The sequence below is a fragment of the Tardiphaga sp. 37S4 genome, assembly GCF_021044645.1.
GTDB lineage: Bacteria > Pseudomonadota > Alphaproteobacteria > Rhizobiales > Xanthobacteraceae > Tardiphaga > Tardiphaga robiniae.
This window is the reverse complement of the sequence record NZ_CP088008.1, coordinates 2,874,863-2,899,069: the sequence shown is the minus strand read 5'-3', so window position 1 is coordinate 2,899,069 and position 24,207 is coordinate 2,874,863. Positions and strand designations below refer to the sequence as shown.

Sequence of the window (24,207 nt, the reverse complement as noted above, 5' to 3'; positions counted from 1 at the left end):
AGCCTTAAACGGGCTCGCCGGTGAGGATCAGCGAGGCATTCTGGCCACCAAAGCCGAAGGAATTCGACATCACGGCCGTCACGCGTGCATCGCGGGCGGTATTGGGAACCACGTCGAACGGAATGGCCGGATCGGGAACATCGTAATTGATCGTCGGCGGGATCCGCTGGTGTTCCAGGGTGAGCAGCGAGAACACCGCCTCGACAGCGCCGGCGGCGGAGAGCGTGTGGCCGACCATGGACTTGTTCGACGAGACCGGAATTTCCTTGGCGCGCTCACCGAATACGCTGGAAATGCCGAGATACTCCATCTTGTCGTTTTCCGGCGTGCCGGTGCCGTGGGCGTTGATGTAGTCGATCTGGTCCGACGTCAGACCGGCATCCACCAGTGCGTTGTTCACGCAGCCGATGATCGGCTTGCCGTCCGGGCTGGAACGGGTGCGGTGGAACGAGTCCGCGAGTTCGCCGCAACCGGCGACAATGCCGAGGATCTTGGCGCCGCGCGCGGTGGCGGCTTCCAGGCTTTCCAGGACCAGCGCACCGGCGCCTTCGGCCATCACGAAACCATCGCGGTTCTTGGCGAAGGGACGGACAGCTTTCTGTGGCGGGTCGTTGTGGGTCGAGAGTGCCGATAGCAGCGAGAAACGGATCAGCGCTTCCGGGTTCACCGAGCCGTCGGTGGCCACGCACAGCGCCGCATCGGCTTCGCCGCGGCGGATCGCTTCGACGCCGAGCTGGATCGCAGTCGCGCCGGAGGCACACGCGGTCGACAGCGAGATCGGCGAGCCCTTGGTGCCGAACGTGTCCGCGAGATGGTCGGCAACCGAGCCGAACAGGAAGCGGCGGTGATACTGGACGAACTTGCCGCCGCCAGCGACGCGCAGCAGTGTGTCGTAATTGATATCGCTATTGGCGCCGGCGGCCTTGGCCAACACCTGGCGCTGCGGCCACTCGACTTCGACAGGCGCAACCGCGAGGAACAGCGGGCCCGGGAAGTCGCCCTTGCTGCCGATATTGGCCTGCGCGATGGCTTCCTCGGTGACGAGCTCGCCGAGCTTCTCGGAGAGGTCGGTGGAGGAAAACGGCTCGACCGGCACGAAATCGATCGTGCCTGCCATCGTCGTCTTCATGCCGTCCGTGGGAAAACGCGTGATGGTGCGAATGCCGGACTCGCCAGCGGTGAGCTTGGCCCAGTTGTCCTCTTTGCCGGCGCCGAGCGATGTCGCAACACCCATGCCCGTGACGACAACGATCGGTCGGCCGAATTTATCGCGCGTTGCAGTCATGCTCTCTCCGTCGGCCGCGTCGACCGCTTAACTTGAGCATGATCCCGAAAAGTGGATGCCAGTTTTCGGATAAGATCTTGCTCAAACATAAGAAAAATCTAGAGCCCAGATGGGTTCTAGATGGCTTCAACCAGCGCCATGCCTTCGCCGCGCCAGTGGCCGGCGCCGATCACCACAATCTGGGTGGGCTTGCCGGACTTTTCAATCTCGAGGCCGGTTGAATCGTTCGGCGGAAACATTGCGCCGCGCGAGATCGCCAACGCCGCAAGGCCGAGGCCAAGCGGGAATTGGGTTTCGAGCGTATGACCGAAGAGAGTGCCGGTGCCGCGGATGGCGACATCCGCATGATCCTTCAGGAAGGCGCGCTCTTCCGATGTCACGGGTTCCGCGCCGGTCGCGCCGGTGATGATCGCAGCGTCGCTCTTCGCGCCGAGCTTCGACCACAACCCCTGCAGCGAAGCGGTGACTTCGCCGGGAGTCTTGCGACGGGCATGATCGGCGACCACGCTCTTGAGACGTGCGAGAGGCTTGGCACCGCGCGCTTCTGCATGCGCCCTGGATTCGATGACGAGGAATGCGCCGGCAGAGCCGAGCGCAAAGCCGGAATTCTTCTCGCGCGCCCAGACGGTTTCGAACTTGTTCTTCAGGTTGAAGTCGTCGAATTCGTACAGCAGCAGCAGGTCCTTGCGCTCACCATTATGTGCGGCGCCGATCAGCGCGATGTCGCTCTGGCCGTCAGCGATGCGGGCCAGTGCGATGCGCGCGGCGTCTACGCCAGCCGCTTCCTCGCCCATGAAGGTGCGGGACGAACCGGTGACGCCGTGCACGATGGCGATATTGCCGGCGAGCAGGTTGGAGAGCTGCGCCAGAAACAGAGTCGGCCTGAGGTCGTTGAGCAGTTTTTCGTTGAGCAGGCCCGGTGTCGCAGCGCCATAGCCCTCCGAATTCAGGATACCGGAATCGACAGCCAGGTCGCGCTCACCGCCACCGGCGGCAACGATCATGTCCATCCTCGACAGGATGTCCTTGTTGCCTTTGACGCCAGCTGAATCCAGCGCGAGGCCGGCGGCATAGGTGCCGATCCGCTGCCAGGCTTCCATCTGACGCTGATCGCCCTTCTTGGGTATCTGCGCGTCGTATGAGACCGGCGCGAGGGGGTGGACGATGTTCGGAGCGAAGCCGGTTTCATCGACATTGATGCGCTTGTTGTTCAACGCATCCCAATGCGCGTCAGGGCCTTCGCCCAATGACGTTGCGAGACCAATGCCGGTGATCCACGCTTCCACCGGCTCGGATGTCATCGGTCGGGTTTCAGCCATTGGTGATTGCCTGTAGGGGAAATCCGATGCGCTCGGCCACGATGTCCATGTGCCCGCGCAGATCCGGATGGGGGAACGGGACGGTCTTGAAGGTGAGCTGCGCGTTGCAGGTCAGCTTGCCGTCGACCTTGATCTTGACAGTGGTCATGTAGAAGCCGTCGCCTTCGTGCAGCACGCTGGCGTTGATGTCCAGCTTCGTGCCGGGCGTGATGAAGGTACGCATCTTTGCTTCCTTCACCGCAGCGAGGAAGGGCATACGCTCGAACTTCATCAGCGCGATCAGCAGCCAGCCCGAAGTCTGCGCCATCGACTCGATCAGCAGCACGCCGGGCATCAGTGGGTAGCCCGGGAAGTGTCCCTCGAAGATGGTGCTGGTCTCGGGAACGTTGGCTTCGACCGTGATCGTCCGTTCGCCGACATTGAGGTCGGTGATGCGGTCGATCAGGTGAAAATATTCGAGGTTCATGGCGGGGCGTTACGCGCCCTTGGCCGCGACCAATTCGTCGATGCGCGCGCTGAGGTTCTTCAGGACGAAATACTGCTCGGTGGTCGCCTTGCCGTCATTGACCTCCTGGGTCCATTTTTCGAGCGGCAGCTTGATCCCGAACGCCTTGTCGATCGCGAAAGCGATATCCAGGAAGTCGAGGCTGTCGATCCCCAGATCGTCGATGGCGTGGCTTTCCGGTGTGATCGTGTCGCGGGGAATGTCGCAAGTCTCGGCGATGATTGTAGCGACCTGATCGAATGTGGAGGACATTACTAAGCCTTTGATATATTGAAGATAATGTTCGATCGGCGCGCGCAAAGACAGGGCTTCGCCCCGGGGCAGTCCCGGTCCGCCGTATAGAGTCGATTGCCCGTATATCGGAGCGGGGGCGGCAGTTCAATGCAGTTGAGCGCCCGCTCACCAGCCGCTGTGGGCTGTGGAAAGAGGGTTTGGCGCGCCTCAGCCGTGCGGCGCAACAATATGGGCGCAGTCCCGGCGGCCCATCAACACGCAATCCTGGGTTTTGCGAAGATCCGCGATGCTGACCGCGAGCCAGATCCCGACACCTACGAGGATCACCGTAAAGCCGAAGGCTGCGCTATTGGCCAGCATCCGGTGGCGGAAGTCGTCGGGGTCGTCCTGTGCCTGTTGATAGCGGGACAGGTCGCTGGCGCCGGTGGTTTGGCGGCGGCGCGGTTGGTCGGCAGGAGCGGTGGGATGGTGTGGCAGCGTGTCGGAGGTGCGCGGCACGAAGCGAAGCACGCGGTGCTCGTCATCCTCTCTGATAATCGGCTGCTGGGTCTTCATCGTCGTGGGTCTGCGCATGCAATGTCGCAGTGTACCACGAGGCGGCCGCTTCGCGCAGATAAAGTCCGCATGGCACGGATGCGGCAATCGTCAGAGATGACGTGGAACTGATCCGCATAGGCGCAGCGGCCATGCCATAGTTCGTTCCGGACAGGCATCAGATATGGGAGGCCATATGCCGAACACACGCGAACCGTTGCTGCATCCGGTCCCGATCCTGTCGCTGCGGCCAACGCAGATGACGGTGGGCATGCGCGAGGTGAAGGAGAAGCGCAAACGCTGGCGCGCGCATAAGTCCAAGCGCAAACAGGCCGAACTGCTCGGCCAGCACATGATCCCCGTGGTGCTGGGGCCGGATCAGCGCCATTACGTGGTCGATCACCATCATCTCGCACGTGCGCTGCATGATGAAGGCGTGAAGGATGTGCTCGTCACCGTGATCGCGGATCTCACGATGGTCGATATGAAAGCCTTCTGGGGTGTGCTCGATCACCGCCGCTGGGCCTATCCCTATGACGCCAAGGGCGAGCGACGGCAATTCAAGGACATTCCGAAATCGGTCACGGGCCTGAAGGACGATCCGTTCCGCAGCCTGGCCGGCGAAATTCGCCGCGCCGGCGGCTATGCCAAGGACACCACGCCGTTCAGCGAATTCCTGTGGGCGGACCTGTTTCGCAGCCGGCTCTCCACCAAGGAGATCGACGCCGATTTCGCCAAGGCATTGGAGAAAGCGCTGGCGATCGCCAAAAGCAAGGATGCGATCTATTTGCCGGGCTGGTGCGGACCGGCGTCCGACGACTGAGGCGCATCCATCGGAACCGACGCGGGATCGCCTTTGCCGCCGAGCACGCGATGCAGGGCACGTTCGATCCTTCCGCCAAGCAGTAGCACGAGGAAGGCGATCACCACCGAGACGGTGACGATGCGCCAATGGCCGGCGCCGCACATGATGCCGACACAGGCGGTCAGCCAGACGCAGGCGGCGCTGGTCAGGCCGCGGACACGGAAATGCCGCTCGGCATGAAAGATCACGCCGGCACCGAGAAAGCCAACGCCTGTGAGTATGCCCTGAATGACCCGGCTCCCGGCATCCGTGAAGCCGCCTTTGCCGAGCGGATCGGCGAGCACCACGATCATGGCAGTGGCCAGGCTGACGAGCCCCAGCGTGCGTACGCCGACGGGCTTACCGTGCAGATCGCGGTTGAGGCCGATGGCTCCGCCAACCAGGGCGGCGATGCCGAGACGTAGGATGATGTCCGACCAGTCGAGCAATGCGAGATCCTTCTAAACCCGTGCCGTTACTTTGGCAGCCGGCCCATCATATAGAATTCGTCATTCGGCTTCATGTTGGTGACATTGGCCATCCGGTTCGACAGCGCGAAGAAGGCCGAGATCGCGGTGATGTCCCAGATATCGTCGTCGCTGAAACCGTGGCCGGAGACCTCGGCAAAATCCTGCTCGCCGATGGTCTCGGCGGACCGGCTCACTTTCATAGCGAAATCCAGCATCGCACGCTGCTTCGGCGTGATGTCGGCCTTGCGGTAGTTGACGGCGATCTGGTCGGCGATGGTCGGGTTCTTGGCGCGAATGCGCAGGATCGCACCATGCGCGATGACGCAATAATGGCACTGGTTGGCGGCTGACGTCGCGACCACGATCATCTCGCGCTCGGCCTTGGTCAACCCGCTGTCCTTTTCCATCAGCGCGTCGTGATAGGCGAAGAACGCGCGGAATTCGTCGGGGCGATAGGCCAGCGATAGGAACACGTTCGGCACGAAGCCGGACTTTTCCTGCACGCCCATAATGCGCGTGCGGATGTCCTCGGGCAGCTTGTCGAGGGCGGGTGTCGGAAAGCGTTTCGCAATCGGCTGGGTCATCTGGCATTCCCGTGAACGTTTCTGTTTCACGAGACCATAGGCGATCACGCCGTCACCGCAAAGCGCTTGCGGCAATGCATGCCGATGCGATTAACGTAGCGGCTTCTTGAGCAGCGAGAAGCGATCCGGATCGAGGCCGAGCGAGGGTTGCAGCATCGGGGCTTCGACGCTGCGGCTCGGCGTTGCCAGCGGCCGCTCGATGAAGCCGGGATCGTTCGGTACCTCGCGATGCGAGGTGGCGCCGCGCCAGCGTTCCAGCACCGCGCTGACGAACTGCATGTCGTGACCGGCGGCGACCGAGGGCACTGTCGCGATGGTGGCTTCGGAGCGCGGCAGCTGGTGCGGCGGCACTTCCTTGAAACGCAGGCGGGTCGGCAATGCGACGCCTTCACCGAAGGCGAGCACTTCGCGCGTGCCGAGTGACGGCACAAAGGACAGCAGGTTGGCAGCGGCATCCGACACCGCGGAGCGCAGCAGCGCCTGGTCGCGCTCATTGGCGAGACGCATGGCGAACAGTGTGTTGCACTGGGAAATGATCGTGGCGTCGAGTTCTGCCGGACGCTGCGTCACGAGGCCGAGATAGACGCCGTACTTGCGGCCTTCCTTGGCGATGCGCGACACTGCCTTGCGGGTCGGGCCGAAGCCGATATTGCGGTCGGCAGAGGCGTAGCGATGCGCTTCCTCGCAGACGAACAGCAGTGGCGAGGCGCCGTCGCTCCACAGGCCGAAATCGAATGCCATCCGGCACAGCACCGATACTACGGAGTCGACCACTTCCGCGGGGAAGCCGGCGAGCTGCATGATGGTCATCGGCTTGCCATTGGCGGGCAGGCGGAACAGATGGCTGATCACTTCCGCCATGGTGTCGCCGCCGACATTGGCGTTGTCGAACATGAAGGCGTAGCGCGGATCGTTCTTCACCGCTTCGATGCGCGAGATCAGCTTGTGATACTGGATGCGCGACGAGCGGTTCTCGAGCTTGCCCATGCGCTCGTCGATCAGCGAGATCAAATCGACCAGGCGATAAGGCACCGGCGTATCGACGGTGTAGCCGATGGTCTTGGGATCGATGCGCTTGAGGCCAATGCGGTCGGCGTTCTGGTATTGCGTGTAGACGCCCTTGGCGATCGGGATGACTTCCGAGAGGATTTCGAGCTCTTCGGGCACGCCGGGGCGACCGGCGAACAGCACGTCGACGATCTCCTCGAAATTGAACAGCCAGAACGGCAGTTTCAGATTGCGCGGGTTCAGCACCAGCGACTTATCGCCGAAGCAGCGGCCATATTCGTTATGCACGTCGAGCAGGAAAATGCGCAGATGTGGGCGTGACTTCAGGATTTCATTGAGCAGCAGCGACACGCCGGTGGATTTACCGACACCGGTGGAGCCGAGCACCGCGAAATGCTTGCTCAGCATTTCCTCGACATCGACATAAGCGGCGACCGACTTGTCCTGCTGCAGCGTGCCCACGTTGATCTGCTCGGAGCCGGACGGCGCATAGACCGTGCGCAGATCGTGATTGCTGATCAGATCGACGATGTCGTCGATGGTGGGATAGTTGGTGACGCCGCGCTGGAATTTGGCCTTGTCTCCGTGCCCCATGATCTCGCCGAGCAGATCGACCGAGGCACTGGCGATATACATGTCCGATGCATGCATGTTCTCAGCGGACACTTCCGTGATCATGGCAATGATGGTCGAGGAGGCGCAACGGATGCTGACGAAGCGGCCGACGGTGCCGCGCATCTCCGAGGGTGTCATCGGGTTCACGGCGAGCAAGCCGACCCGGGCCAGCGAGCCGCGAACTGAGATAATGCGCCCGAACGACGCCGCTGCGTTTAAACTGGTCATTGATGAATTCGCGTCTCACGCCCCGGTTGGGCCGACTATGCAGGTCAGGGACTGGACAAATTGTTAAGGCGCGTCCGCGGGCTATCGGTGGGCTCTGCTCGTCAAACTTGCATTGCGGAATTAGCTCCGCACTGGAACGCGGAAACTCCGGCACTGGATACCTTGTCGCTTGTGGCTGGCGATCTGGCTTTACGCGGTTTTAACCAGCCCGCGCGGTCGGCATAGGCTGGCGTCCTGACCTTGCATGGGTCGTCGTCGCCGCGTTATCTCAGCGCGGTCGCCTTCGGCCGTGCACGGACCTCTCATGCGCATCGATTTTCCCGGCCTGCAGGCGTTTCTGAGCATCGCGGAGCGGGGCAGCTTCTCTCGCGCGGCCGCGCACCTCAATCTGTCGCAGACGGCGCTGAGCCACCGGATCAAGAAACTGGAAGAGGATCTCGGCTTTCAGCTGCTGGCCCGCACCACGCGGCAGGTGGCACTGACCCCGGCCGGGCTGGAACTGCTGCCGACTGCGCGGCGGATGATCGGGGAGTTGTCCGATTCCATCGATCTGCTGCGGGCACGGGGCCGCAAGCGGCAGGAGCACATCGCGCTCGGCTGCCTGCCGACCATCGCCGCCTATCATCTGCCGCGGGTGCTGAAGCAGTTCAATGCGGTGCACCCGGGGATTTCGATCAAAATCCACGATAACTCAGCCAGTGAGATCGCCACACTGGTGCAGTCCGGCCAGGCCGAGTTCGGCATCACGATCACGGCGACCAATATATGGGATCTGGCTGTCACCCCGCTGATCAAGGAGCGCTTCGTCCTGTTGTGCACGAAGGATCATGCCTTTGCGCAACGTAAGTTCGTGGCTTGGTCGCATCTCGAGGATATGCCGCTGATCCGTATCAGCCCGCAGGCCGGCAATAGGGCCCTGATCGACGACGCGCTTGGCCATCGCCGTGATAAGCTGAACTGGCGCTATGAGGTGCAGCATCTGCAGACGGCGGTAGGTATGGTGTTCGAGAAGCTCGGCATCGCCGTGGTGCCCAGTATCGCAGTGGCGACGCAGGGAACTGCCGGACTTGTCGCTGTGCCGCTGCGTAATCCCAGTGTCAGCCGGACGGTCGGGATTATCGTCAAGCGCGGACAGCCGGTGAGCAAGCCGGCGCAGGCGCTGATCGATCTGACCCGGAAATACTTCCAGGCTGCGGGATAATCCGCTCGGCAGGATATATGCAGGAAACTGCACGATTATCCCAGATTTCTCATTTGTTTCATATATCGGAATTGGTTACTGCGGGAGCAGAACGGTCCATAGCCCTGTCGCGATGACGTGACGGCCACGGGTACCGACATAAAAACGGCAAGGGTGGACGCATCAGGCGTCTTCAATCCATCATGACGCTCCGCTTCCCGATCAGGCTCAAACATCTACTGAGCGCCGCGCATTTGGCGCTCGGTGCGATATTCCTCACGAGCGCGGTACCTGTGGCGCAAGCCCAGTCCGGCTATCCGACGAAGCCCATTCGCGTGATCGTGCCGTTCGCGGCCGGCGGTGTCGCTGACATCACCATCCGCATCGTGGCCGAAAAACTTGGCGATAATCTCGGCCAGCGTCTCGTGATCGAGAACATGCCGGGCGCGGGCGGCGTCGTTGCGGCGCGCGCAGTGCTATCGTCGCAACCAGATGGCTATACGCTGGCGTTGCTCAGCAACGGCACCGCCGTCAGCGTACCGCTGTTCAAGAGCCTGCCATTCGATCCCGTGAAGAACTTTGCGCCGATCTCCAGCATCGGCTTCTTCGATTTCATCGTCGGTACCAATGCGAATTCGCAACACAAGACGCTGGCCGACGTCATCAAGTTCGCGCGCGACAATCCGGGCAAATTGAATGTCGGCACCATCAGCGTGGGCAGCACCCAGAACCTGTCGGCCGAATTGCTCAAATCCACCGCCGGGATCAACTTCCAGATCGTGCCCTATCGCGGAACGCCAGAAGTCATTGTCGGGCTGCTGCGCGAAGACATTGATGTGATGATCGACAATTATGTCGGGATGAAATCGGCGCTACAGGATGGCAAGATGCGTCCCGTCGGGACCACGGGCGAATCCCGTTCGGTGATCCTGAAGGACGTGCCGACGATGATCGAGGGCGGCGTGAAGGGTTATGACGTCGTGTCATGGAATGCGCTATTCGCACCGTCAGGTACGCCGCCCGAAGCGATTGCGCGGTTGAATGCGGGCCTGCGCGAAGTATTGGCGATGCCCGATGTGAAGCAAAAGTTGCTCGATCTCGGCATCGAGGCGAAAGCCAGCTCGCCGGAGGAATTGAAGGCTCGGCTGGTCGACGACATCGCGAAATGGACCGCCGTCATCGATAAGGCAGGAATTCCGAAACAATGACGAAGCCAACCGTTCCCGGTCCCGATCCGCATACTAAAACGCCGAAGTTCAAGCTGCCGCCGCTGGCCTGCGACGCGCATACGCATATCTTCGGCCCCGGCGCTAAGTACCCATATGTCGGCTCCTACATTCCGCCGGACGCGCCGCTGGAGGACTTCCAGGCGCTGCACAAGAAGCTCGGCATCGGCCGCGCCGTCATCGTCAATGCCAGCGTGCATGGCACGGACAACCGCGTGGCGCTCGATGCCATTGCGGTGAGCGGCGGGCGTTACCGCGCGGTGGCCAATATCGATGGCACGATCACGGAGAAGGGGCTGCGCGAACTGCATGAAGGTGGCTTCCGTGGTTGCCGCTTCAACTTCGTGCGGCATCTTGGCGGCACGCCGGACATGAAGGTGTTTCACCGCATCATCGACATGATCGCGCCGATGAATTGGCACGTCGATCTGCATTTCGATGCGGTCGATCTGCCTGATTATGCCGACCTGCTGGCGAAGCTGCCGGTGATCTACACCATCGATCATATGGGCCGCGTCAAGGCTGCTGATGGCCTGGAGCAGCAGCCGTTCCGCACCCTGATCGACCTGATGAAGCGCGACGAGAAATGCTGGGTGAAGGTCTCTGGCTGCGAGCGCGTGACCTCCATAGGTCCGCCTTTCACCGATGCCGTGCCGTTTGCCAAGAAGATCTGCGAGACCGCGCCGGATCGTGTGATCTGGGGCACCGACTGGCCGCATCCCAACGTCAAGGCGATGCCCAATGATGGCGATCTGGTCGATCTGATCCCGCTCTTCGCGCCGGATCCGGTGATCCAGCAGAAGATCCTCGTCGACAATCCCGCGCGATTGTTTGAATTCCACACCTAAGCGACGCGAAAATCCGAAGGAACATCCGATGTCCAAAGCCAAGACCGGCCTCGTGGTCTCAGCCCATCCCGGCGATTTCGTCTGGCGCGCCGGCGGCGCCATCGCGCTGCATGCCAAGAAGGGCTATCGCGTCAAGATCGTCTGTCTCGCATATGGCGAACGCGGCGAGTCGCAATTTGCCTGGAAGCAGGCGGGTATGACGCTCGACAAGGTCAAGGCTGGCCGCAAGGACGAAGCCGAGCGCGCGGCGGCGTCGCTCGGCGCCGAGATCGAATTTTTCGATGCCGGCGACTATCCGTTGCATCTGACCGAAGCGCACAAGGAGCGGCTGATCGATATCTATCGGGAGCTCAATCCAAGCTTCGTGCTGACGCATTCGCTCGAAGATCCCTACAATGTCGATCATCCCGCGGCGACCGCCGCCGCACAGGAGGCCCGCATCATCGCGCAGGCGATGGGGCACAAGCCTGAAGCGGAATACAGCTATTCTGCGCCGCCGGTGTTCCTGTTCGAGCCGCATCAGCCGGAGATGTGCAATTTCAAGCCGCAGGTGATCCTCAACATCGATGAGGTCTGGGACATCAAGCGCAAGACCTTCGAAATTCTCGCTGCGCAGAAGCACCTCTGGGCCTATTACGAGCGCGTCGCTTTGCAGCGCGGCATGCAGGGTGGCCGCAACACCGGCGCGGCGATGACCTATGGCGAGGCCTATCAGCGCCTGTTCCCGATGACCGTGGAGACACTGGCATGAAACCCGTCGTTGTCAGGAATATTCAACGCGCGGATGCCGACGTCGTGCAGCGGCTCGGCGCGCTCGGCGTCTCCACGGTGCACGAGGCCTATGGTCGCTTCGGCCTGATGAAGACCTATATGAGGCCGGTGTGGTCCGGCGCAGAGGCGGCCGGTACCGCCGTGACGGTGCTGGCGCAGCCCGGCGACAACTGGATGCTGCATGTGGCCATCGAGCAGTGCAAACCCGGCGACATGCTGGTGGTGGCCTGCACGACGGACAACACCGACGGCATGTTTGGCGATCTGCTCGCGACGTCGCTGAAGGCGCGCGGCGGTGTCGGTCTGATCATCGATGCCGGCTGTCGCGATATCAAGACGCTGCGCGAGATGGGCTTTCCGGTGTGGTCGCGCGCGATCTCCGCCAAGGGGACGGTCAAGGCGACGCTCGGTGCGGTAAACGTGCCGGTGGTCTGCGCCGGCGCGCAGGTGATGCCGGGCGACGTCATCGTCGCCGACGAAGACGGCGTTGTGGTGATCCCGCGCAAAGATGCTGCTGAGGTTGCGGTGAAAGGCGAGAAGCGTTTCGCGGAAGAAGACGCCAAGCGCCAGAAGCTGGCTTCCGGTATTCTCGGCCTCGACATGTACAATATGCGCGAGCCGCTCGCCAAAGCGGGCCTGGTTTACGTCGACGATCCTGATCAGGCGTGAGCGGGGAGGAGGCTGGCATGCGGCTCCGTATTCTGCTCGGCGATCATCCGCATACGGCTGCGTTGAAATCCGGCGCGATCACGTCTGATCTCGTCGAACTGAACTTTGCCGTGTACACGCCGACCAACAAGGGCTTCAAGCCCATGGTACGCGACGGCGCGTTCGACGTCGCCGAAATGGCCATCGTCACCTATCTGATGGCCAGGAGCTACGACAAGCCGATGGTGCTGCTGCCTGATGTGATGATGGCGCGGCATCAGTTTGGCTTCGCGGTCACGAACCCCGGGGCTGGTATTGCCGGACCTAAGGATCTTGAAGGCAAGCGCGTCGGCATTCGCTCTTTCACAACCACGACCGGCGCGTGGCTGCGTGGCATGCTCGCCAATGACTACGGCGTCAATCTCGATGCGATCGAATGGATCACGTTCGAGGAGCCGCATGTCGCTGAATATGTCGACAGCACCACCAAGGCACCTGCCGGCAAGGCGATCATGCAGATGCTGTTTGATGGCGAGTTGGACGCGGTGCTCGGCGAGAAGAGCGACGATCCACGGGTGGCGCAGTTGTTCCCAGACGTGGCCGCTGCAGAGAAAGTCTGGCTGGCCAGGCATGGCGTGGCGCCGATCAACCACATGGTGGTGGTCAGCAAGAAATTGTCCGATACGCGGCCCGACGTGGTGCGCGAAGTCCACCGTATGCTGGAGGCGAGCAGGGCGGTTGCAACGGGCAAGAGCCTGTCTTTCGATGCGGATGCCATGAATCGTTCGCTGGCTCTCATTACAGACTATTCTGCGCAGCAGGGGCTGATCCCGCGCAGATTCAGCGTTGATGAGCTGTTCGACGACGTGACGCGCGCGTTGCGATAGCACGCCGTCGCGCTCATCCTGAGGAGCGGTCGTCTTCGACCGCGTCTCGAAGGATGAGCGCCCAATTCCTCATGGTTCGAGACGCGCAAAGACGCGCTCCTCACCATGAGGGGATCGAGTAAGCTCGACTAGAGTACTGGAGGAAACGACCAATGACTCCCGAACCCATCTTCGATCTCGCCCATCTCGGCCATCTCGAACTGCTAACGCCGAAGCCGGACGAGAGCCTGAAATTTTTCGTCGACGTGATGGGCATGACCGTGTCGGGCCGGCAGGGCGAGTCGGTCTATCTGCGCGGCTGGGACGACTATGAGCGCTATTCGCTGAAGCTGACGGCGTCGAACACGTCAGGTATGGAACACATGGCGCTGCGGGCGCGCAGCCCGCAGGCACTGGAGCGCCGCGTCGCAGCGCTGAAGGGCTCCGGCTACGATATCGGCTGGACCGACGGTGACCTCGGCCACGGGCCGGCATTTCGCTGCCGCGACCCGGACGGACATATCGTCGAACTCTATTACGAGACCGAATGGTACGAGGCGCCGCCAGAACTCAAACCGGCGCTTAAAAATCAGGCGCAGCGCTATCCGGCGCGGGGCATCAATGTGCGACGGCTCGATCACCTCAATTGCCTCGCGGTCGACATCAAGGCCAACCGCGAGTTTTTCGAGCAGTATATGGGGCTCCGGCTGACCGAGCAGATCGTGCTCAATGACGGCACAGAAGCGGCGATGTGGATGACCATGTCGAACAAGAGCTACGACTTCGCCTATTCGCGCGATCACTCCGGCACCAAGGGGCGCTTTCACCACGTCACCTACGCGCTCGACAGCCGCGAAGACATTCTGCGCGCGGCCGATATATTCCTGGAAAATGGCGTCTTCATCGAGACCGGACCGCACAAACATGCGATCCAGCAGACCTTCTTCCTCTATGTCTACGAGCCCGGCGGCAACCGCGTCGAAGTCGCCAATGCCGGCGCACGGCTGATCCTGGCGCCGGACTGGAAGCCGATCGTCTGGACCGAGGAGGAGCGCAAGAAGGGGCAGGCCTGGGGCCTCAAGACCATCGAGTCGTTCCACACCCACGGCACGCCGCCCGTGCCCCACAAGTAGCAAGCCGCATTGCCGGGATTGGTACGCGTCTTGCTTTGTTGACCTCAGGTTGTTTCTGACGTGGGGGCGAGCATGACTAACTCTGAGTTGCGGGCAGACATCCACAGTATCGAACCGATCCCCGATGCCGACCGGGATTCCACCGGGCCGCAGCAGATGTGGATCTGGGCGGGCGCCAATATCGCGCCGGTGAACTGGGCGCTCGGCGCGCTTGGTATCATTCTCAAGCTCGGTCTGTGGGAAACCATTGCGGTCATCGTCATCGGCAATGCCGCAGGCTCCGCGATCTTCGCCGCCTTCACGGTCATGGGCCACAAGACCGGCGTCAACCAGATGGTCCTCGCGCGCTCGGCCTTCGGACGCCGCGGCGCCTATTTGCCGAGCCTGTTGATGTTCCTGATGACGCTCGGCTGGATCGGCGTGAACACCTATTTCCCGGTCAAGATCTCGATGGCCATTCTCGGCCAGTTCGGCATCGCGGATAGCTGGTTCGCCAATCTCGTTGTGATCACCATCGTGATGGTCACGCAGGTGGTGATCGGCACCTATGGTTTCTATGCGATCCGCACCTTCGAGAAATACACCGTGCCGGTCACGGTGGTGATAATGGTGCTGATGAGCGTGCTGGCCTGGAGCCAGCCCGGTGTCGTCAACTGGAATCACACCACGTCGCTGCCGCCGGGGCCGCATCTGGCGATGCTGTCGCTGCTGATGACCGCCGTCGGCGTCGGCTGGGGCATTTCCTGGGTGACCTGGGCGTCGGACTATTCGCGCTTCGTGCCGCGCTCGACCTCGTCGAAAGCCGTGTTCTGGTACAGCTATGTCGGCATGTTCGTGCCGTCGGTGTGGCTGGCCATTCTCGGCGCCACCATTGCGTCGGTGACGCTCGACACCGATCCAGCGAAGATGGTCTCGGCCGTGTTCGGCGGCGTTGCCAGCATTCTCGTGCTGCTGCTGGTGCTGCACGGGCCGATCGCCACCAACATCCTCAACGTCTACTCGTCGGCACTGGCGGCGCTCAGCATGGGCGTCCGCTTCTCGCGCACGGCGCTGGCGCTGATCGTTGGCATCGCGGGCTATGCGGTGACGGTGTATTTCATCTTCGCGCCGTCCTTTGCCAAGGCGTTCGATAACTGGCTGATCAGCCTGCTGATGTGGATGAGCCCCTATGCCGGGGTGGTGTTGGCCGACTTCTTCGTCAGGCGGAAGAGCCAGATCGACATCGCCGAACTCTACAAGTCGCCGGAGACCAGCATCTATGGCGATATCAACTGGAGCGGCATGATCGCGTTCTTCGCCGGCCTGATCGCCACCTGGCTGTTCCAGGATGGCCTGGTGCCTGCGTTGCAGGGGCCGATCTCGATCAACCTTCTCGGCGGCGCGGATCTGAGCTGGCTGGCGGGCATCGTTGTAGGCGGCGGCGTCTATCTGGCGCTCAGCAGGCGCCTGGCGCCGGAGCCTATGGCCATCCCGGTCGGTGGGCCGGGCGAATAGGGCGAGGCGACCGGGCAGGCCGCGTCTGTGGCCTGTCCATTGCCAGTGGTGTCAATGAGCCGTCATTTCCGTCCAGAGCCCTTGCGCTTTGTCCGGCGGACGGGCTAGAACGCGCCCGAACGAGATGAGCATCTCTGTTCCGACCGATTCCAGACTGGATTTTTCCGTAAGTCTCTGAATCGTTTGGGGAATGGTGTAACGGTAGCACAACAGACTCTGACTCTGTTTGTCTAGGTTCGAATCCTAGTTCCCCAGCCACACTAGAATTTCCCTTCGCAGATCAAAGACTTCTAACCCGTAGCCTTTCGAGAAAGCGGGTGGTCCACAACAATGGTCCACACGAGGCTCGAATGGCGACCGGTCGGTGCCTGCGGCGGCGTGGCCATATAGGGCTTCCGACGGCCTGCGGTGCTTGCCGCTTGCCATGTCTCGGGCCCAGAGAATCAATGTTCGTCCGTGCCGGGCAGCAAGTTGTCGATCCGCCCCGTGGCTCGATAGGCAATGAGCCCAAACCATTCGCGCACCGCAATGTCGGTCCGCGATAGCCCGTCAAGGGCGAGGGTGGTGAAGGAAAGTGCGTCGCGCCGACCGCCGACCCGCCAGTCGACCGGATAAGCCTCGACAGGAAATCCGGCTTTGCGAAATAAGCCAATCGATCGCGGCATATGGAACGCTGATGTCACCAGAACCCAGCGCTCGCCCGGCTTCGGCGCCACGAGCGCTTTGGTGAATTCGGCGTTCTCATGCGTGTTGCGCGATTGTCGCTCCATGATCAAACGCGACCTGTCGACTCCAAGGCTTGCGAAGAGCGCGGCGGCGTAATCGGCCTCCCTGGCATCCGACACCAGCCTCGGACTGCCGCCGGTGAACACCACGCGTGCGTGCGGATACTGTCGCGCCAGCGCTGCGGCTGCGATGATGCGGTCGGGCGAGCGACGGACGACCGGCGTGTCGCGGGCAAGTGAAACATCGGCGTCGATCGAGCCGCCGAGCACGATGATGCCGTCAGGCGCACGCTGTCCCGCATCCCAGGGCGGGAAGCGCGATTCAAGCGGATAGAGCAGCAATCTTCCAGCCGGCGAAAACGCGGCCACCGCAAGCAGCACGGCGGCCGTGATCAAAAGCCCGCGGCCAAGCGAAGAAAGTCGTGTTGCCGAAAGGACCGCGCCGAGCACACCGAGGCCGATCAGGAAATTGACCGGCGCGAGCGCGTTGCCAAGAGTCTTGGACAATACGAAAAACAACTTAAGGCCTCAGCCCCGTTGATACCAAGAGCGCCATAGCAGCAAACGGCCAACGAAGCCATCGCTACGAATCGTTAGCTCGCCGGACAGGGTGCCGGATCGCCGCGGCCCCGTTCATGAGAAGTCGAAAAGCGGAACAGGTAAATACCACTCAATCTCGAAGTAGCCGAAGTTAGAGCGAGGTCTGCGTCGTCGGATGACGATGCAGCCGGTGCGCTGCCGAAAACAACTGCATTGCCGCTATCGGCCCATCTACCTCATTGTGACTACCGCCATTGCCACATGGACAGGGCATGGTTCTGTCCGGTGCATGATCACGCCGCATGCAACAGTTATCGCGCAACGTCCAGGCAGGGTGACCGCAATGAGCGAAGTGATCAACGTCGCCAAAGCTTACGATGAGGGACGCACTCTATTTATGGGAATAGAGCTGCTGGTTGCACCCGGTGCGCTCGTCCCCCGGCCGGAAACCGAATTGCTTTGCGCGAGCGCTGTCGATGCTCTGCGTCAGTTAAACGTGGCGGAGCCGCGGGTGATCGACATGTGCTGTGGCGCAGGCAATCTGGCATGCGCCATCGCGCTCCAGACCCCCGACGCAAGCGTCTGGGCGAGCGATCTAACCGATGGATGTGTCACTGTCGCACGTCGCAATGTCGCCTATCACGGACTCACGCAACGCATGTCGGTGTTTCAGGGCGATCTGTTCGACGCTTTTTCAGGTCTGTCGCTGGATGGGACCATCGACCTGATCGTCTGCAACCCACCCTATATTTCGGAAACGCGGCTCAGAGGCGACCGGGCCCCCTTGCTCGAACTCGAACCACGTGAGGCATTCGCAGCCGGTCCTTACGGACTTAGCATCCATATGCGGGTTACGAAGGACGCAGTCCGATATTTGCGGCCGGGCGGCATCCTCCTGTTCGAGGTCGGCGCCGGTCAGGAGCGGCAGGTGACAACCCTTCTTGAGCGCAACAAGAGCTACGAGAGCATCAGCGTGGTGACGAATGAAACGGGCGAAGGCCGCGTCGTTATGGGATACCGCAAAGGCGCAACAACCTGAACCGCTACGGTGGCGTTCGAGGCACGGTCTGGACGCTGCAGACAAGCATCAGCTCTTCTTGCTCATGACGAAGCGTGCAATTCCTTCGATGGAATCGAGGTTCTCAGGCAAGAGCTCGCTATCTTCGACCGTGATGCCGAAGGTCTCCTCGATGAACCCGATGACCTCGAGCACTCCGGTCGAGTCGATGATGCCCTGGTCGAGCAGCGATGTGTCGACCTCAAGCGAGTTGGCTTCAGCAATGTAGAAGTTCGACAGCAAGAAATCGCGAACTTGCCTTCGATAGGTCTCGAGTGGTTCCCTGACTAGCAACATGTTTCAACTCCAATGCGTAAAGAAAAGTCACGATCGGATCATTCGGAAATCGACGCCTGCAGTGCTCTCTTGTTGAGTTTTGCTGTATTCGTTCGCGGCAGGCTGGGCACGATCACAATACACTTCGGCACCATGAAGCTTTCGAGGCGTCGCTGGCACTCTTTCTGAATCTGCTTCTCGCTCAGTGTTGTTCCCTGTTCGATAACGACAAACGCCTTAACCGCCTGCCCAAGGAGCTCGTCGGGAACGCCAATGACCGCGGCTTCCCTCACGCCCGGAATATCCATCAGCACGTTCTCCACTTCCTTGGGGGCGATCTTCTCGCCTCGCGACTTGATGATCTCGTCGCTGCGGCCAACGAAGTAGAGGTAGCCTTCCGCGTCCATCCGGCAGTAGTCACCGGTGTACAGAACCTGCTCACCTGGCAGCGGACCGGCCTTGAGTTTCCTGGCCGTGGCCTCTGGCTTGCCCCAATAGCCTCGCATCACCGTCGCGCCGCGAATGACAAGCTGCCCGACCACGTCGGGGCCCACGCGTCTGTCGCGCTCGTCGACAATCCACATCTCGGTATTCGGGATGGCGATCCCGACGCTCAGCGGCTTTCGATCGATATCCTCCGGGGGCAGAAAGGTGCAGCGCTTGCATTCAGTGAGGCCGTACATGGAATAAATGCGGGCATCCGGGAATAGATCCTGCAGCAGACGAATATGCTTCATCGGCAGCGCAGCTCCGGTGTTCGTGACATAGCGGATACTCGAGAGATCGTGCTCCTTGATCGACTTGAGCCCCGACAGCGTCGAGAAGATCGTCGGCACGCCGGGCAGGCCGGTCACCCGTTCGTCGGCGATGAGCCCGAGAACCTGCGCCGGAAAAGCGAACGACCGTTCGAGGACCAGCCGCGCCCCCATGCGAAACGCCATGATCATCTGATACAGGCCGTAATCGAAGGCGAGCGGCAGGACGTTCAAAATGACCTCGTCTTCGCATAGCGCGAGATATGATGCGATCGACGTGCACGCGGTCAACATGTTCCGGTGCGTCAGCATCACGCCCTTGGGATCGCCCGTCGATCCGGAGGTGTACACGATGGCTGCGAGATCGATATCGATGCAGTGGCGCGCGGGAGCTACGTCGTGGCTGGCGGCGCCTGCCTCGCTCCAGCGTACCGCATGGGGCAGCCCCGTCAGTTCGACATCGTCGACGGGCCCGGAAACGATCACTCGGCGCAATGACGGGCATGCCTGCGCGGGCTCCTTGAATATCGTGAGAAGATGTTTGTCGGTGATAAGCGCCGTCGGCTGGCAATCATTAAGCAGGTAGCCAAGCTTGTCGCGCTTGGTGAGCGGATTGACGATGCACACCACGGCATTCGCTTTCAGCACGGCCCAGAAACTGACGACGGTCTCGACAGTGTTGTCGGCGAAGATAATCACCCGATCGCCACGTTCGACTCCGCTCGCGACCAGATAATTCGCGATTGCGTTGGAGCGTGCCTCGATCTCACCATAGCTGACGCGATGCTTGCCGCACACCAGCGCCACCTTTCCACCGAGATGACGGGCGGAGTGGATGAGGTAATCGTGCAGGAGCGGTACAGGACCATGCATCAGGAAAGGGCTCCCTCAACCCGGTGCTCGCGATCGATATCGACGGTCAGCTCCAGAGCGTGGCGCCCACCAGGACGGCTTGCGATGAATTGTTGGTGCAGGAGCTGGGTCGATAGCACGCCGACCATCGCCATGTTGTCGGAGTTGGAGAGATCGCCGTTGCCGGTTGCGGCCTGTGTCCGGCACTTGCTCCGCAGGCGCGCGACCGCGTCAGGATCGAAGACGTTTGCTTCGCGAATAGCCGTTTCCGAAAGCGCGTCGTCGATATAGGCGGGCGTATCGCGGCCAACGAAACAGAGAGCGTCGGGCGCGCGGAATGGCTGCTTCTTGCGGGCGATGATCTCCGACGGCACGATCGGCTCTGCAACGCGCTTCAGAACGTGCTTCTCGTCAAGGACGCGGAGCTTGTAGGCGGGCGGCAGCGAATTCGCCAGCGCGACCACGTCCTCGTCAAGGAAAGGAAAGCGGCCTTCAACTGAATGAGCCATGAGCATTCGGTCGCCCTGAGAGGACAGGAGATATCCCGACAGCAGTGTCTGGATTTCGAGATATTCATCCTGCGCAAGGGAGCTCCATTGCGTGAATTCCGGAGGTAGACTGGCGATCAAATTGGAGACCGCATCGTGCTTTGCCGACTCCGCGCACATGTCGCTGGAGAACAGTCGTTTGATGCCACTGGTCGTTCGCCAGCGGGTGTCATGCGCGAAGCCCGGCGCGGCGTGCTCCGACAGATTGCGCCCAAAAAACTGCCGGGCCATTGCTTGCTGCCGTACCGGCGAGCGTGTGAGATAAGGGTAGAGACGCTCAAGCAGTCGCGCGCGGCGTGTCGACGCGGGTTGCCGGCCCCAGAACCGGCGGACCTTGCCTTCGCGAAAGAGATCGTAGCCGGCAAACATTTCGTCGGCGCCTTCGCCGGACAGCACAACCTTGACGCCGCAGGCGCGCACCAGGCGCGACAGCAGGAACAACGGCGCTGGCGCGGTTCTCAAGATCGGGCGCTCGGTATGGTAGATGACCTGCGGAAAAATCTCGGCGATGTCGCTGCGCGAGACCACCACTTCATGGTGCTCACTACCGGTGACACGGGCAACCAGTCGCTGGAAGTCGGTCTCATCATATTCAGCGTCAGCAAAACGCAGTGAGAAAGTTTGGAAGCGTTCGCCGGCAAAGTGGCATCCCATCGCCGCAATAAGCGAACTGTCGAGCCCGCCGGACAAATAGCTGCCGACGTTTACGTCGGAGCGCACCATTCGAAGCGACGTCGCGGCTTCCAAAGCGCTGCGCACTTGCTCCACGGCATCGTCGAGTGAACCGGCAAACTGGCCGTCGCGCGAACTGGACAATTGGGGATATCGTGGCTTCCAGAACGCTTTATCGCGAACGTCGCCGTTTTCATAAATGCGGAAATGTCCCGGGACTAGCTCCTTGATCCCTTGAAACACGCTCTGCGGCGGCACAACGGTCCAGAGAGTGAATGTCTGATCGATGCCGACTGGATCGAAGGTGCGGGGAATCGCTGCATCCGCCGCGAAGATGGCCTTCACTTCGCTGGCGAAATACAGTCGACCTTCGCGCTCGCAGAAATGCAAAGGGCAAATGCCGGTGCGATCGCGCGCCAACACCAGACGACGGGCTACCGAGTCCCAGATCGCGAGCGCCCACTGACCGGTCATCCGCTCGAAGGCGTCCTCGCCCCAGGCCCGATAGGCGTTGACGATGACCTCAGTGTCGCTGCGGGTCCGGAACCTGTAACCAAGCCTGATCAGCTTCTCACGCAACTCAACGTAGTTGAAGATCTCGCCGTTGAACACGATCCACGTCGTGCCGCTCGCGTCCGCGAGAGGCTGCTGGCCGCTCGAAATGTCGATGATGGACAAGCGGGCATGTGCCAATCCCGCGCGTTCGTCCCGGTATAGGCCGCGCTCGTCCGGGCCGCGATGGGCGAGCGCGCCGAGCATGCGCATCAAGGCTTCGCGGGAGGGGGCCCCTGCGGCGGCGGTTATTGACACTATGCCCGCGACACCGCACATGCAGGTTAGTCCTCGAACACTTGAGTGACGAGCAGGGGTCGTGCGTGGAGGTAGCGCGTGACACGACGCTTGGCGTCAATATCCCTGAATACCAAATCGACCTGGGCTGCTGTCAGTCCGATAGTCTCTGCGACTTCGTCTGACGGAATCCCGTGATTCACCGCGTAAAGGCACAGATCCATCTGGTGATAAGGCAGCGCAAAATAGAACTCCTCCTGGCTCTGCGGCATCGAGAACGTATCCGTGGTCGGTGGCCTGCGCCGGATCTCCTCCTCGACCTCCAGGTATTCCGCGAGCTGATAGACCTGTGTCTTGTAGAGATGAGCGATCGGCATCACGTCCGCAATTCCGTCGCCCTGCTTGACGAAAAAGCCCAGGTCGTGCTCGAGACGGTTCGGTGTGCCGGCGACCGCGTATCGGAGGCGGTCGGCGTGGTAGTACTCCGTCATCTTGCGGACACGCTGCTTGAAATTGGTCGCGGCGACGATCTGGAGATAGGCGTTTGACGAAAGACGAACGGTGCGGGTGCTGCCGTCGCGGCTCTGAACCGTGAGACGGGTGATATTCAATCCGTTGCTCGCGAAAACCGACGGTAGCACCAGCTTGCATTTCCAGCCGTCGTCATATTCGGGAACGACGGTCCGGATGGCCTCGATCTGCCGGCGATAGGCGCCGAGCCCCTCGAGGGCGGGCGATATGTCTTCCAACACGGTGTCGATGCCAAGCTGTGACGCCCAGCAGCGGCCGAGCCTCAGCGAGTCGTCCGAAGAATGGTGCTCGGGCATGAAGATGCCCAAGACTTTGTCGTTGCCGAATGCACGCACGCATAACGCCGCGACGACGGAGCTGTCGATGCCGCCGGAAAGACCAACGACAGCGCCGCGGCGCCCCAACACGCTCAAGACCTGTTGGCGTAGCGTCTCGACAATCCTCTCGACTTCGGCAGCGGGATCGAGCGCCAATACGTTATTGCCAAACTCCCGCGCAGTCGGAATGTGCGCAGCAAGGGTCATGACAGCGCTTTCCGCTTGCAAAATTCGGCCGGCGTGTAGGTTTGCACGACCGCACTCTCGACCAAGGGGAGGTTGGTGGCGAGGTAGGGCTCGACGACGAGCTCGACATGCGTGCCTGCGACGGGGATCACGTCCAGGCTTGCGAGTGAGCAATCCCAGCCGAGCGATTGCGGCGCTCCATCTCGGTTGCAGCGAAACAGTGTAGCTCCGATCGGCAAAGACGGCCTGGGCGACGCCAGCCATTGGTAGAAAGCTCGCGACCGCAACACCTCTTGCAGCTCAAGCCTAATTCGGAAGCAGGTGGCGTTGAACTTCCCTCGCGCATAGCTATGAAGCATCCAGGTAAGGGGGGCCTCGCCACCGATTGCTGCCGTAACCTTTGCGAGTGCTCGGCAGGCTATCCGCGAAATGTTCACACGATTGGCGCGGAGCCGCCGCAACGTTCGGGCGAGCGTCTCCCGGTAATCGCGGCCCTCGTTGATAATCGCTGTATCGAGAATCCCCAGGAACTTGATGGACCGCCGTGCTTCCAGCAGCCGCGCCGCAACTTCGAATGCCACCACACCACCAAGGGAATGGCCGAGAAGGCGAACATGTCCGACGGGTTGGCTCCGGCGGATTTGCTCCACCGCCGAATCTGCCATGGAGGCGACCGTGTTATTTCCGGCGAGGATGCTCCCCAGGTCGGGGTATTTGATCGGGACGACCCGGGCGATCTTGCCGAGCCCTGCTGCAAAAGCGGCCATGCTCGGACCGTAACCGAGGGACCCCGGCAACAGGAACAGGATGGGACGCAGATCGGCTTGCACGCCCACGGCTTTGGCGGTTGCCTTCCCGGACACAATCGCCTTGACCATCTCCGCGGCTGTCATATCGAGCGCAAAGTGTGCGACCGAGAGCTCCAGCCCGGTGGCGCTCTCTATTTCCTGAATGCACCGCTGCAGCCTTGATAAATCGTCGGCTTCCTCCGAGGTTCCAGGCATGTTGGGGGTGTTGAAACTCGTGGACTGGGCATCCCGCACGATTTGATAGATCGTCGGCTCGCGTCCCTGCGCCCATGAAGGCCGCAGCCTCTGGTTGACGAACGGGTCGGCCGGTCGTTCCACCACTTCTGGTTGGAGATAAGTCCGAGCCATAGGTCACCTG

24 protein-coding genes and 1 tRNA gene are annotated in these 24,207 nt (G+C 61.5%); 11 read left to right on the top strand and 14 right to left on the bottom strand.

Features of this window, described 5'->3' with window-relative positions:
- Positions 1–4: 4 nt before the first annotated feature.
- From LPB73_RS14150 to LPB73_RS14130, 5 genes are all read right to left on the bottom strand, one after another.
- A complete protein-coding gene (locus LPB73_RS14150) occupies positions 5–1,285 on the bottom strand; it encodes a beta-ketoacyl-ACP synthase (protein ID WP_089267167.1) in 1,281 nt (426 codons plus the stop codon).
- Between the two features lie 116 nt (positions 1,286–1,401).
- Positions 1,402–2,604, bottom strand: coding sequence for a beta-ketoacyl-ACP synthase (locus LPB73_RS14145; protein ID WP_231080930.1), 1,203 nt, complete (start codon positions 2,602–2,604; stop codon positions 1,402–1,404).
- Positions 2,597–3,070: a 3-hydroxyacyl-ACP dehydratase FabZ family protein gene (locus tag LPB73_RS14140; RefSeq protein ID WP_093758902.1), complete on the bottom strand. Its 474-nt coding sequence runs from the start codon at positions 3,068–3,070 to the stop codon at positions 2,597–2,599. Before LPB73_RS14140 ends, LPB73_RS14145 begins: the two co-directional genes overlap by 8 nt.
- Positions 3,071–3,079: 9 nt before the next feature.
- Positions 3,080–3,361, bottom strand: coding sequence for an acyl carrier protein (locus tag LPB73_RS14135; RefSeq protein WP_002711294.1), 282 nt, complete (start codon positions 3,359–3,361; stop codon positions 3,080–3,082).
- 189 nt (positions 3,362–3,550) lie between these two features.
- On the bottom strand, positions 3,551–3,898 hold the full coding sequence (locus tag LPB73_RS14130) for a hypothetical protein (RefSeq protein WP_175367367.1): 348 nt from the start codon (positions 3,896–3,898) through the stop codon (positions 3,551–3,553).
- 175 nt (positions 3,899–4,073) lie between these two features.
- Between LPB73_RS14130 and LPB73_RS14125 the strand changes: the two genes are divergently transcribed.
- Complete coding sequence (locus LPB73_RS14125) at positions 4,074–4,700, top strand: ParB-like protein (protein WP_089267171.1); 627 nt, start codon at positions 4,074–4,076, stop codon at positions 4,698–4,700.
- Here the strand turns inward: LPB73_RS14125 and LPB73_RS14120 are convergent.
- The 3 genes from LPB73_RS14120 to LPB73_RS14110 form a co-directional block, all read right to left on the bottom strand.
- On the bottom strand, positions 4,661–5,170 hold the full coding sequence (locus LPB73_RS14120; protein WP_120291040.1) for an MgtC/SapB family protein: 510 nt from the start codon (positions 5,168–5,170) through the stop codon (positions 4,661–4,663). The two genes, LPB73_RS14125 and LPB73_RS14120, sit on opposite strands and share 40 nt — an antisense overlap.
- A 26-nt stretch (positions 5,171–5,196) precedes the next feature.
- Positions 5,197–5,775 (bottom strand): peroxidase-related enzyme, encoded by a 579-nt coding sequence (locus tag LPB73_RS14115; protein ID WP_116661008.1) that lies wholly within the window; start codon positions 5,773–5,775, stop codon positions 5,197–5,199.
- Between the two features lie 90 nt (positions 5,776–5,865).
- Positions 5,866–7,626 (bottom strand): ATP-binding protein, encoded by a 1,761-nt coding sequence (locus tag LPB73_RS14110; RefSeq protein ID WP_089267173.1) that lies wholly within the window; start codon positions 7,624–7,626, stop codon positions 5,866–5,868.
- A gap of 304 nt (positions 7,627–7,930) precedes the next feature.
- Between LPB73_RS14110 and LPB73_RS14105 the strand changes: the two genes are divergently transcribed.
- From LPB73_RS14105 to LPB73_RS14065, 9 genes are all read left to right on the top strand, one after another.
- Entirely contained in the window at positions 7,931–8,827 is an 897-nt protein-coding gene (locus LPB73_RS14105; protein ID WP_068730595.1) for a LysR family transcriptional regulator, read from the top strand.
- A 182-nt stretch (positions 8,828–9,009) separates the two neighbouring features.
- Positions 9,010–10,014 (top strand): Bug family tripartite tricarboxylate transporter substrate binding protein, encoded by a 1,005-nt coding sequence (locus LPB73_RS14100; RefSeq protein ID WP_231080929.1) that lies wholly within the window; start codon positions 9,010–9,012, stop codon positions 10,012–10,014.
- Positions 10,011–10,880 carry an amidohydrolase family protein gene (locus LPB73_RS14095; RefSeq protein ID WP_231080928.1) on the top strand — a complete coding sequence of 290 codons (870 nt, stop codon included), beginning with the start codon at positions 10,011–10,013 and terminating at the stop codon, positions 10,878–10,880. Before LPB73_RS14100 ends, LPB73_RS14095 begins: the two co-directional genes overlap by 4 nt.
- A gap of 28 nt (positions 10,881–10,908) precedes the next feature.
- Positions 10,909–11,631, top strand: a complete 723-nt coding sequence (locus tag LPB73_RS14090; protein WP_089267177.1) for a PIG-L deacetylase family protein — start codon at positions 10,909–10,911, stop codon at positions 11,629–11,631.
- Positions 11,628–12,320 carry a 4-carboxy-4-hydroxy-2-oxoadipate aldolase/oxaloacetate decarboxylase gene (locus tag LPB73_RS14085; protein WP_231080927.1) on the top strand — a complete coding sequence of 231 codons (693 nt, stop codon included), beginning with the start codon at positions 11,628–11,630 and terminating at the stop codon, positions 12,318–12,320. Before LPB73_RS14090 ends, LPB73_RS14085 begins: the two co-directional genes overlap by 4 nt.
- Before the next feature lie 17 nt (positions 12,321–12,337).
- Positions 12,338–13,186 (top strand): ABC transporter substrate-binding protein, encoded by an 849-nt coding sequence (locus tag LPB73_RS14080; protein WP_231080926.1) that lies wholly within the window; start codon positions 12,338–12,340, stop codon positions 13,184–13,186.
- Positions 13,187–13,338: 152 nt separating this feature from the next.
- Positions 13,339–14,298, top strand: a complete 960-nt coding sequence (locus tag LPB73_RS14075; protein ID WP_231080925.1) for a catechol 2,3-dioxygenase — start codon at positions 13,339–13,341, stop codon at positions 14,296–14,298.
- Between the two features lie 72 nt (positions 14,299–14,370).
- Positions 14,371–15,792 carry a cytosine permease gene (locus LPB73_RS14070; protein WP_231080924.1) on the top strand — a complete coding sequence of 474 codons (1,422 nt, stop codon included), beginning with the start codon at positions 14,371–14,373 and terminating at the stop codon, positions 15,790–15,792.
- A 184-nt stretch (positions 15,793–15,976) separates the two neighbouring features.
- Positions 15,977–16,050 (top strand) — tRNA-Gln (locus LPB73_RS14065).
- Between the two features lie 185 nt (positions 16,051–16,235).
- Here the strand turns inward: LPB73_RS14065 and LPB73_RS14060 are convergent.
- Positions 16,236–17,036, bottom strand: coding sequence for a YdcF family protein (locus LPB73_RS14060; protein WP_231080923.1), 801 nt, complete (start codon positions 17,034–17,036; stop codon positions 16,236–16,238).
- A 364-nt stretch (positions 17,037–17,400) separates the two neighbouring features.
- On the opposite strand from LPB73_RS14060, the gene LPB73_RS14055 reads away from it, so the two are divergent.
- On the top strand, positions 17,401–18,096 hold the full coding sequence (locus LPB73_RS14055) for a N5-glutamine methyltransferase family protein (protein WP_089267325.1): 696 nt from the start codon (positions 17,401–17,403) through the stop codon (positions 18,094–18,096).
- A gap of 48 nt (positions 18,097–18,144) precedes the next feature.
- Here the strand turns inward: LPB73_RS14055 and LPB73_RS14050 are convergent, their stop codons facing one another.
- Genes LPB73_RS14050 through LPB73_RS14030 form a run of 5 tightly spaced genes read right to left on the bottom strand, consistent with a single transcriptional unit; the run spans position 18,145 to position 24,197 of the window.
- On the bottom strand, positions 18,145–18,411 hold the full coding sequence (locus LPB73_RS14050) for an acyl carrier protein (protein WP_231080922.1): 267 nt from the start codon (positions 18,409–18,411) through the stop codon (positions 18,145–18,147).
- Between the two features lie 38 nt (positions 18,412–18,449).
- Positions 18,450–20,018 (bottom strand): class I adenylate-forming enzyme family protein, encoded by a 1,569-nt coding sequence (locus LPB73_RS14045; protein ID WP_231080921.1) that lies wholly within the window; start codon positions 20,016–20,018, stop codon positions 18,450–18,452.
- Positions 20,018–22,048, bottom strand: a complete 2,031-nt coding sequence (gene asnB / locus LPB73_RS14040; RefSeq protein WP_231080920.1) for an asparagine synthase (glutamine-hydrolyzing) — start codon at positions 22,046–22,048, stop codon at positions 20,018–20,020. Before asnB ends, LPB73_RS14045 begins: the two co-directional genes overlap by 1 nt.
- A 5-nt stretch (positions 22,049–22,053) precedes the next feature.
- The gene (gene nadE, locus LPB73_RS14035) at positions 22,054–23,061 is read right to left on the bottom strand and encodes an NAD(+) synthase (protein ID WP_231080919.1); all 1,008 of its coding nucleotides are present in this window, start codon (positions 23,059–23,061) and stop codon (positions 22,054–22,056) included.
- Entirely contained in the window at positions 23,058–24,197 is a 1,140-nt protein-coding gene (locus LPB73_RS14030) for a thioesterase domain-containing protein (protein WP_231080918.1), read from the bottom strand. Before LPB73_RS14030 ends, nadE begins: the two co-directional genes overlap by 4 nt.
- Between the last annotated feature and the right edge of the window lie 10 nt (positions 24,198–24,207).

Excerpts from the sequence above, each read along its gene's own strand:
- LPB73_RS14095 (WP_231080928.1), top strand. The coding sequence starts at position 10,011 with ATGACGAAGCCAACCGTTCCCGGTCCCGATCCGCATACTAAAACGCCG.
- LPB73_RS14145 (WP_231080930.1), bottom strand. The coding sequence starts at position 2,604 with ATGGCTGAAACCCGACCGATGACATCCGAGCCGGTGGAAGCGTGGATC.
- LPB73_RS14070 (WP_231080924.1), top strand. The coding sequence starts at position 14,371 with ATGACTAACTCTGAGTTGCGGGCAGACATCCACAGTATCGAACCGATC.
- LPB73_RS14085 (WP_231080927.1), top strand. The coding sequence starts at position 11,628 with ATGAAACCCGTCGTTGTCAGGAATATTCAACGCGCGGATGCCGACGTC.
- LPB73_RS14050 (WP_231080922.1), bottom strand. The coding sequence starts at position 18,411 with ATGTTGCTAGTCAGGGAACCACTCGAGACCTATCGAAGGCAAGTTCGC.
- LPB73_RS14135 (WP_002711294.1), bottom strand. The coding sequence starts at position 3,361 with ATGTCCTCCACATTCGATCAGGTCGCTACAATCATCGCCGAGACTTGC.
- LPB73_RS14105 (WP_068730595.1), top strand. The coding sequence starts at position 7,931 with ATGCGCATCGATTTTCCCGGCCTGCAGGCGTTTCTGAGCATCGCGGAG.
- LPB73_RS14045 (WP_231080921.1), bottom strand. The coding sequence starts at position 20,018 with ATGCATGGTCCTGTACCGCTCCTGCACGATTACCTCATCCACTCCGCC.
- LPB73_RS14115 (WP_116661008.1), bottom strand. The coding sequence starts at position 5,775 with ATGACCCAGCCGATTGCGAAACGCTTTCCGACACCCGCCCTCGACAAG.
- LPB73_RS14080 (WP_231080926.1), top strand. The coding sequence starts at position 12,338 with ATGCGGCTCCGTATTCTGCTCGGCGATCATCCGCATACGGCTGCGTTG.
- LPB73_RS14130 (WP_175367367.1), bottom strand. The coding sequence starts at position 3,898 with ATGAAGACCCAGCAGCCGATTATCAGAGAGGATGACGAGCACCGCGTG.
- LPB73_RS14125 (WP_089267171.1), top strand. The coding sequence starts at position 4,074 with ATGCCGAACACACGCGAACCGTTGCTGCATCCGGTCCCGATCCTGTCG.
- LPB73_RS14055 (WP_089267325.1), top strand. The coding sequence starts at position 17,401 with ATGAGCGAAGTGATCAACGTCGCCAAAGCTTACGATGAGGGACGCACT.
- LPB73_RS14090 (WP_089267177.1), top strand. The coding sequence starts at position 10,909 with ATGTCCAAAGCCAAGACCGGCCTCGTGGTCTCAGCCCATCCCGGCGAT.
- LPB73_RS14110 (WP_089267173.1), bottom strand. The coding sequence starts at position 7,626 with ATGACCAGTTTAAACGCAGCGGCGTCGTTCGGGCGCATTATCTCAGTT.
- asnB (WP_231080920.1), bottom strand. The coding sequence starts at position 22,048 with ATGTGCGGTGTCGCGGGCATAGTGTCAATAACCGCCGCCGCAGGGGCC.
- nadE (WP_231080919.1), bottom strand. The coding sequence starts at position 23,061 with ATGACCCTTGCTGCGCACATTCCGACTGCGCGGGAGTTTGGCAATAAC.
- LPB73_RS14030 (WP_231080918.1), bottom strand. The coding sequence starts at position 24,197 with ATGGCTCGGACTTATCTCCAACCAGAAGTGGTGGAACGACCGGCCGAC.
- LPB73_RS14140 (WP_093758902.1), bottom strand. The coding sequence starts at position 3,070 with ATGAACCTCGAATATTTTCACCTGATCGACCGCATCACCGACCTCAAT.
- LPB73_RS14100 (WP_231080929.1), top strand. The coding sequence starts at position 9,010 with ATGACGCTCCGCTTCCCGATCAGGCTCAAACATCTACTGAGCGCCGCG.
- LPB73_RS14150 (WP_089267167.1), bottom strand. The coding sequence starts at position 1,285 with ATGACTGCAACGCGCGATAAATTCGGCCGACCGATCGTTGTCGTCACG.
- LPB73_RS14075 (WP_231080925.1), top strand. The coding sequence starts at position 13,339 with ATGACTCCCGAACCCATCTTCGATCTCGCCCATCTCGGCCATCTCGAA.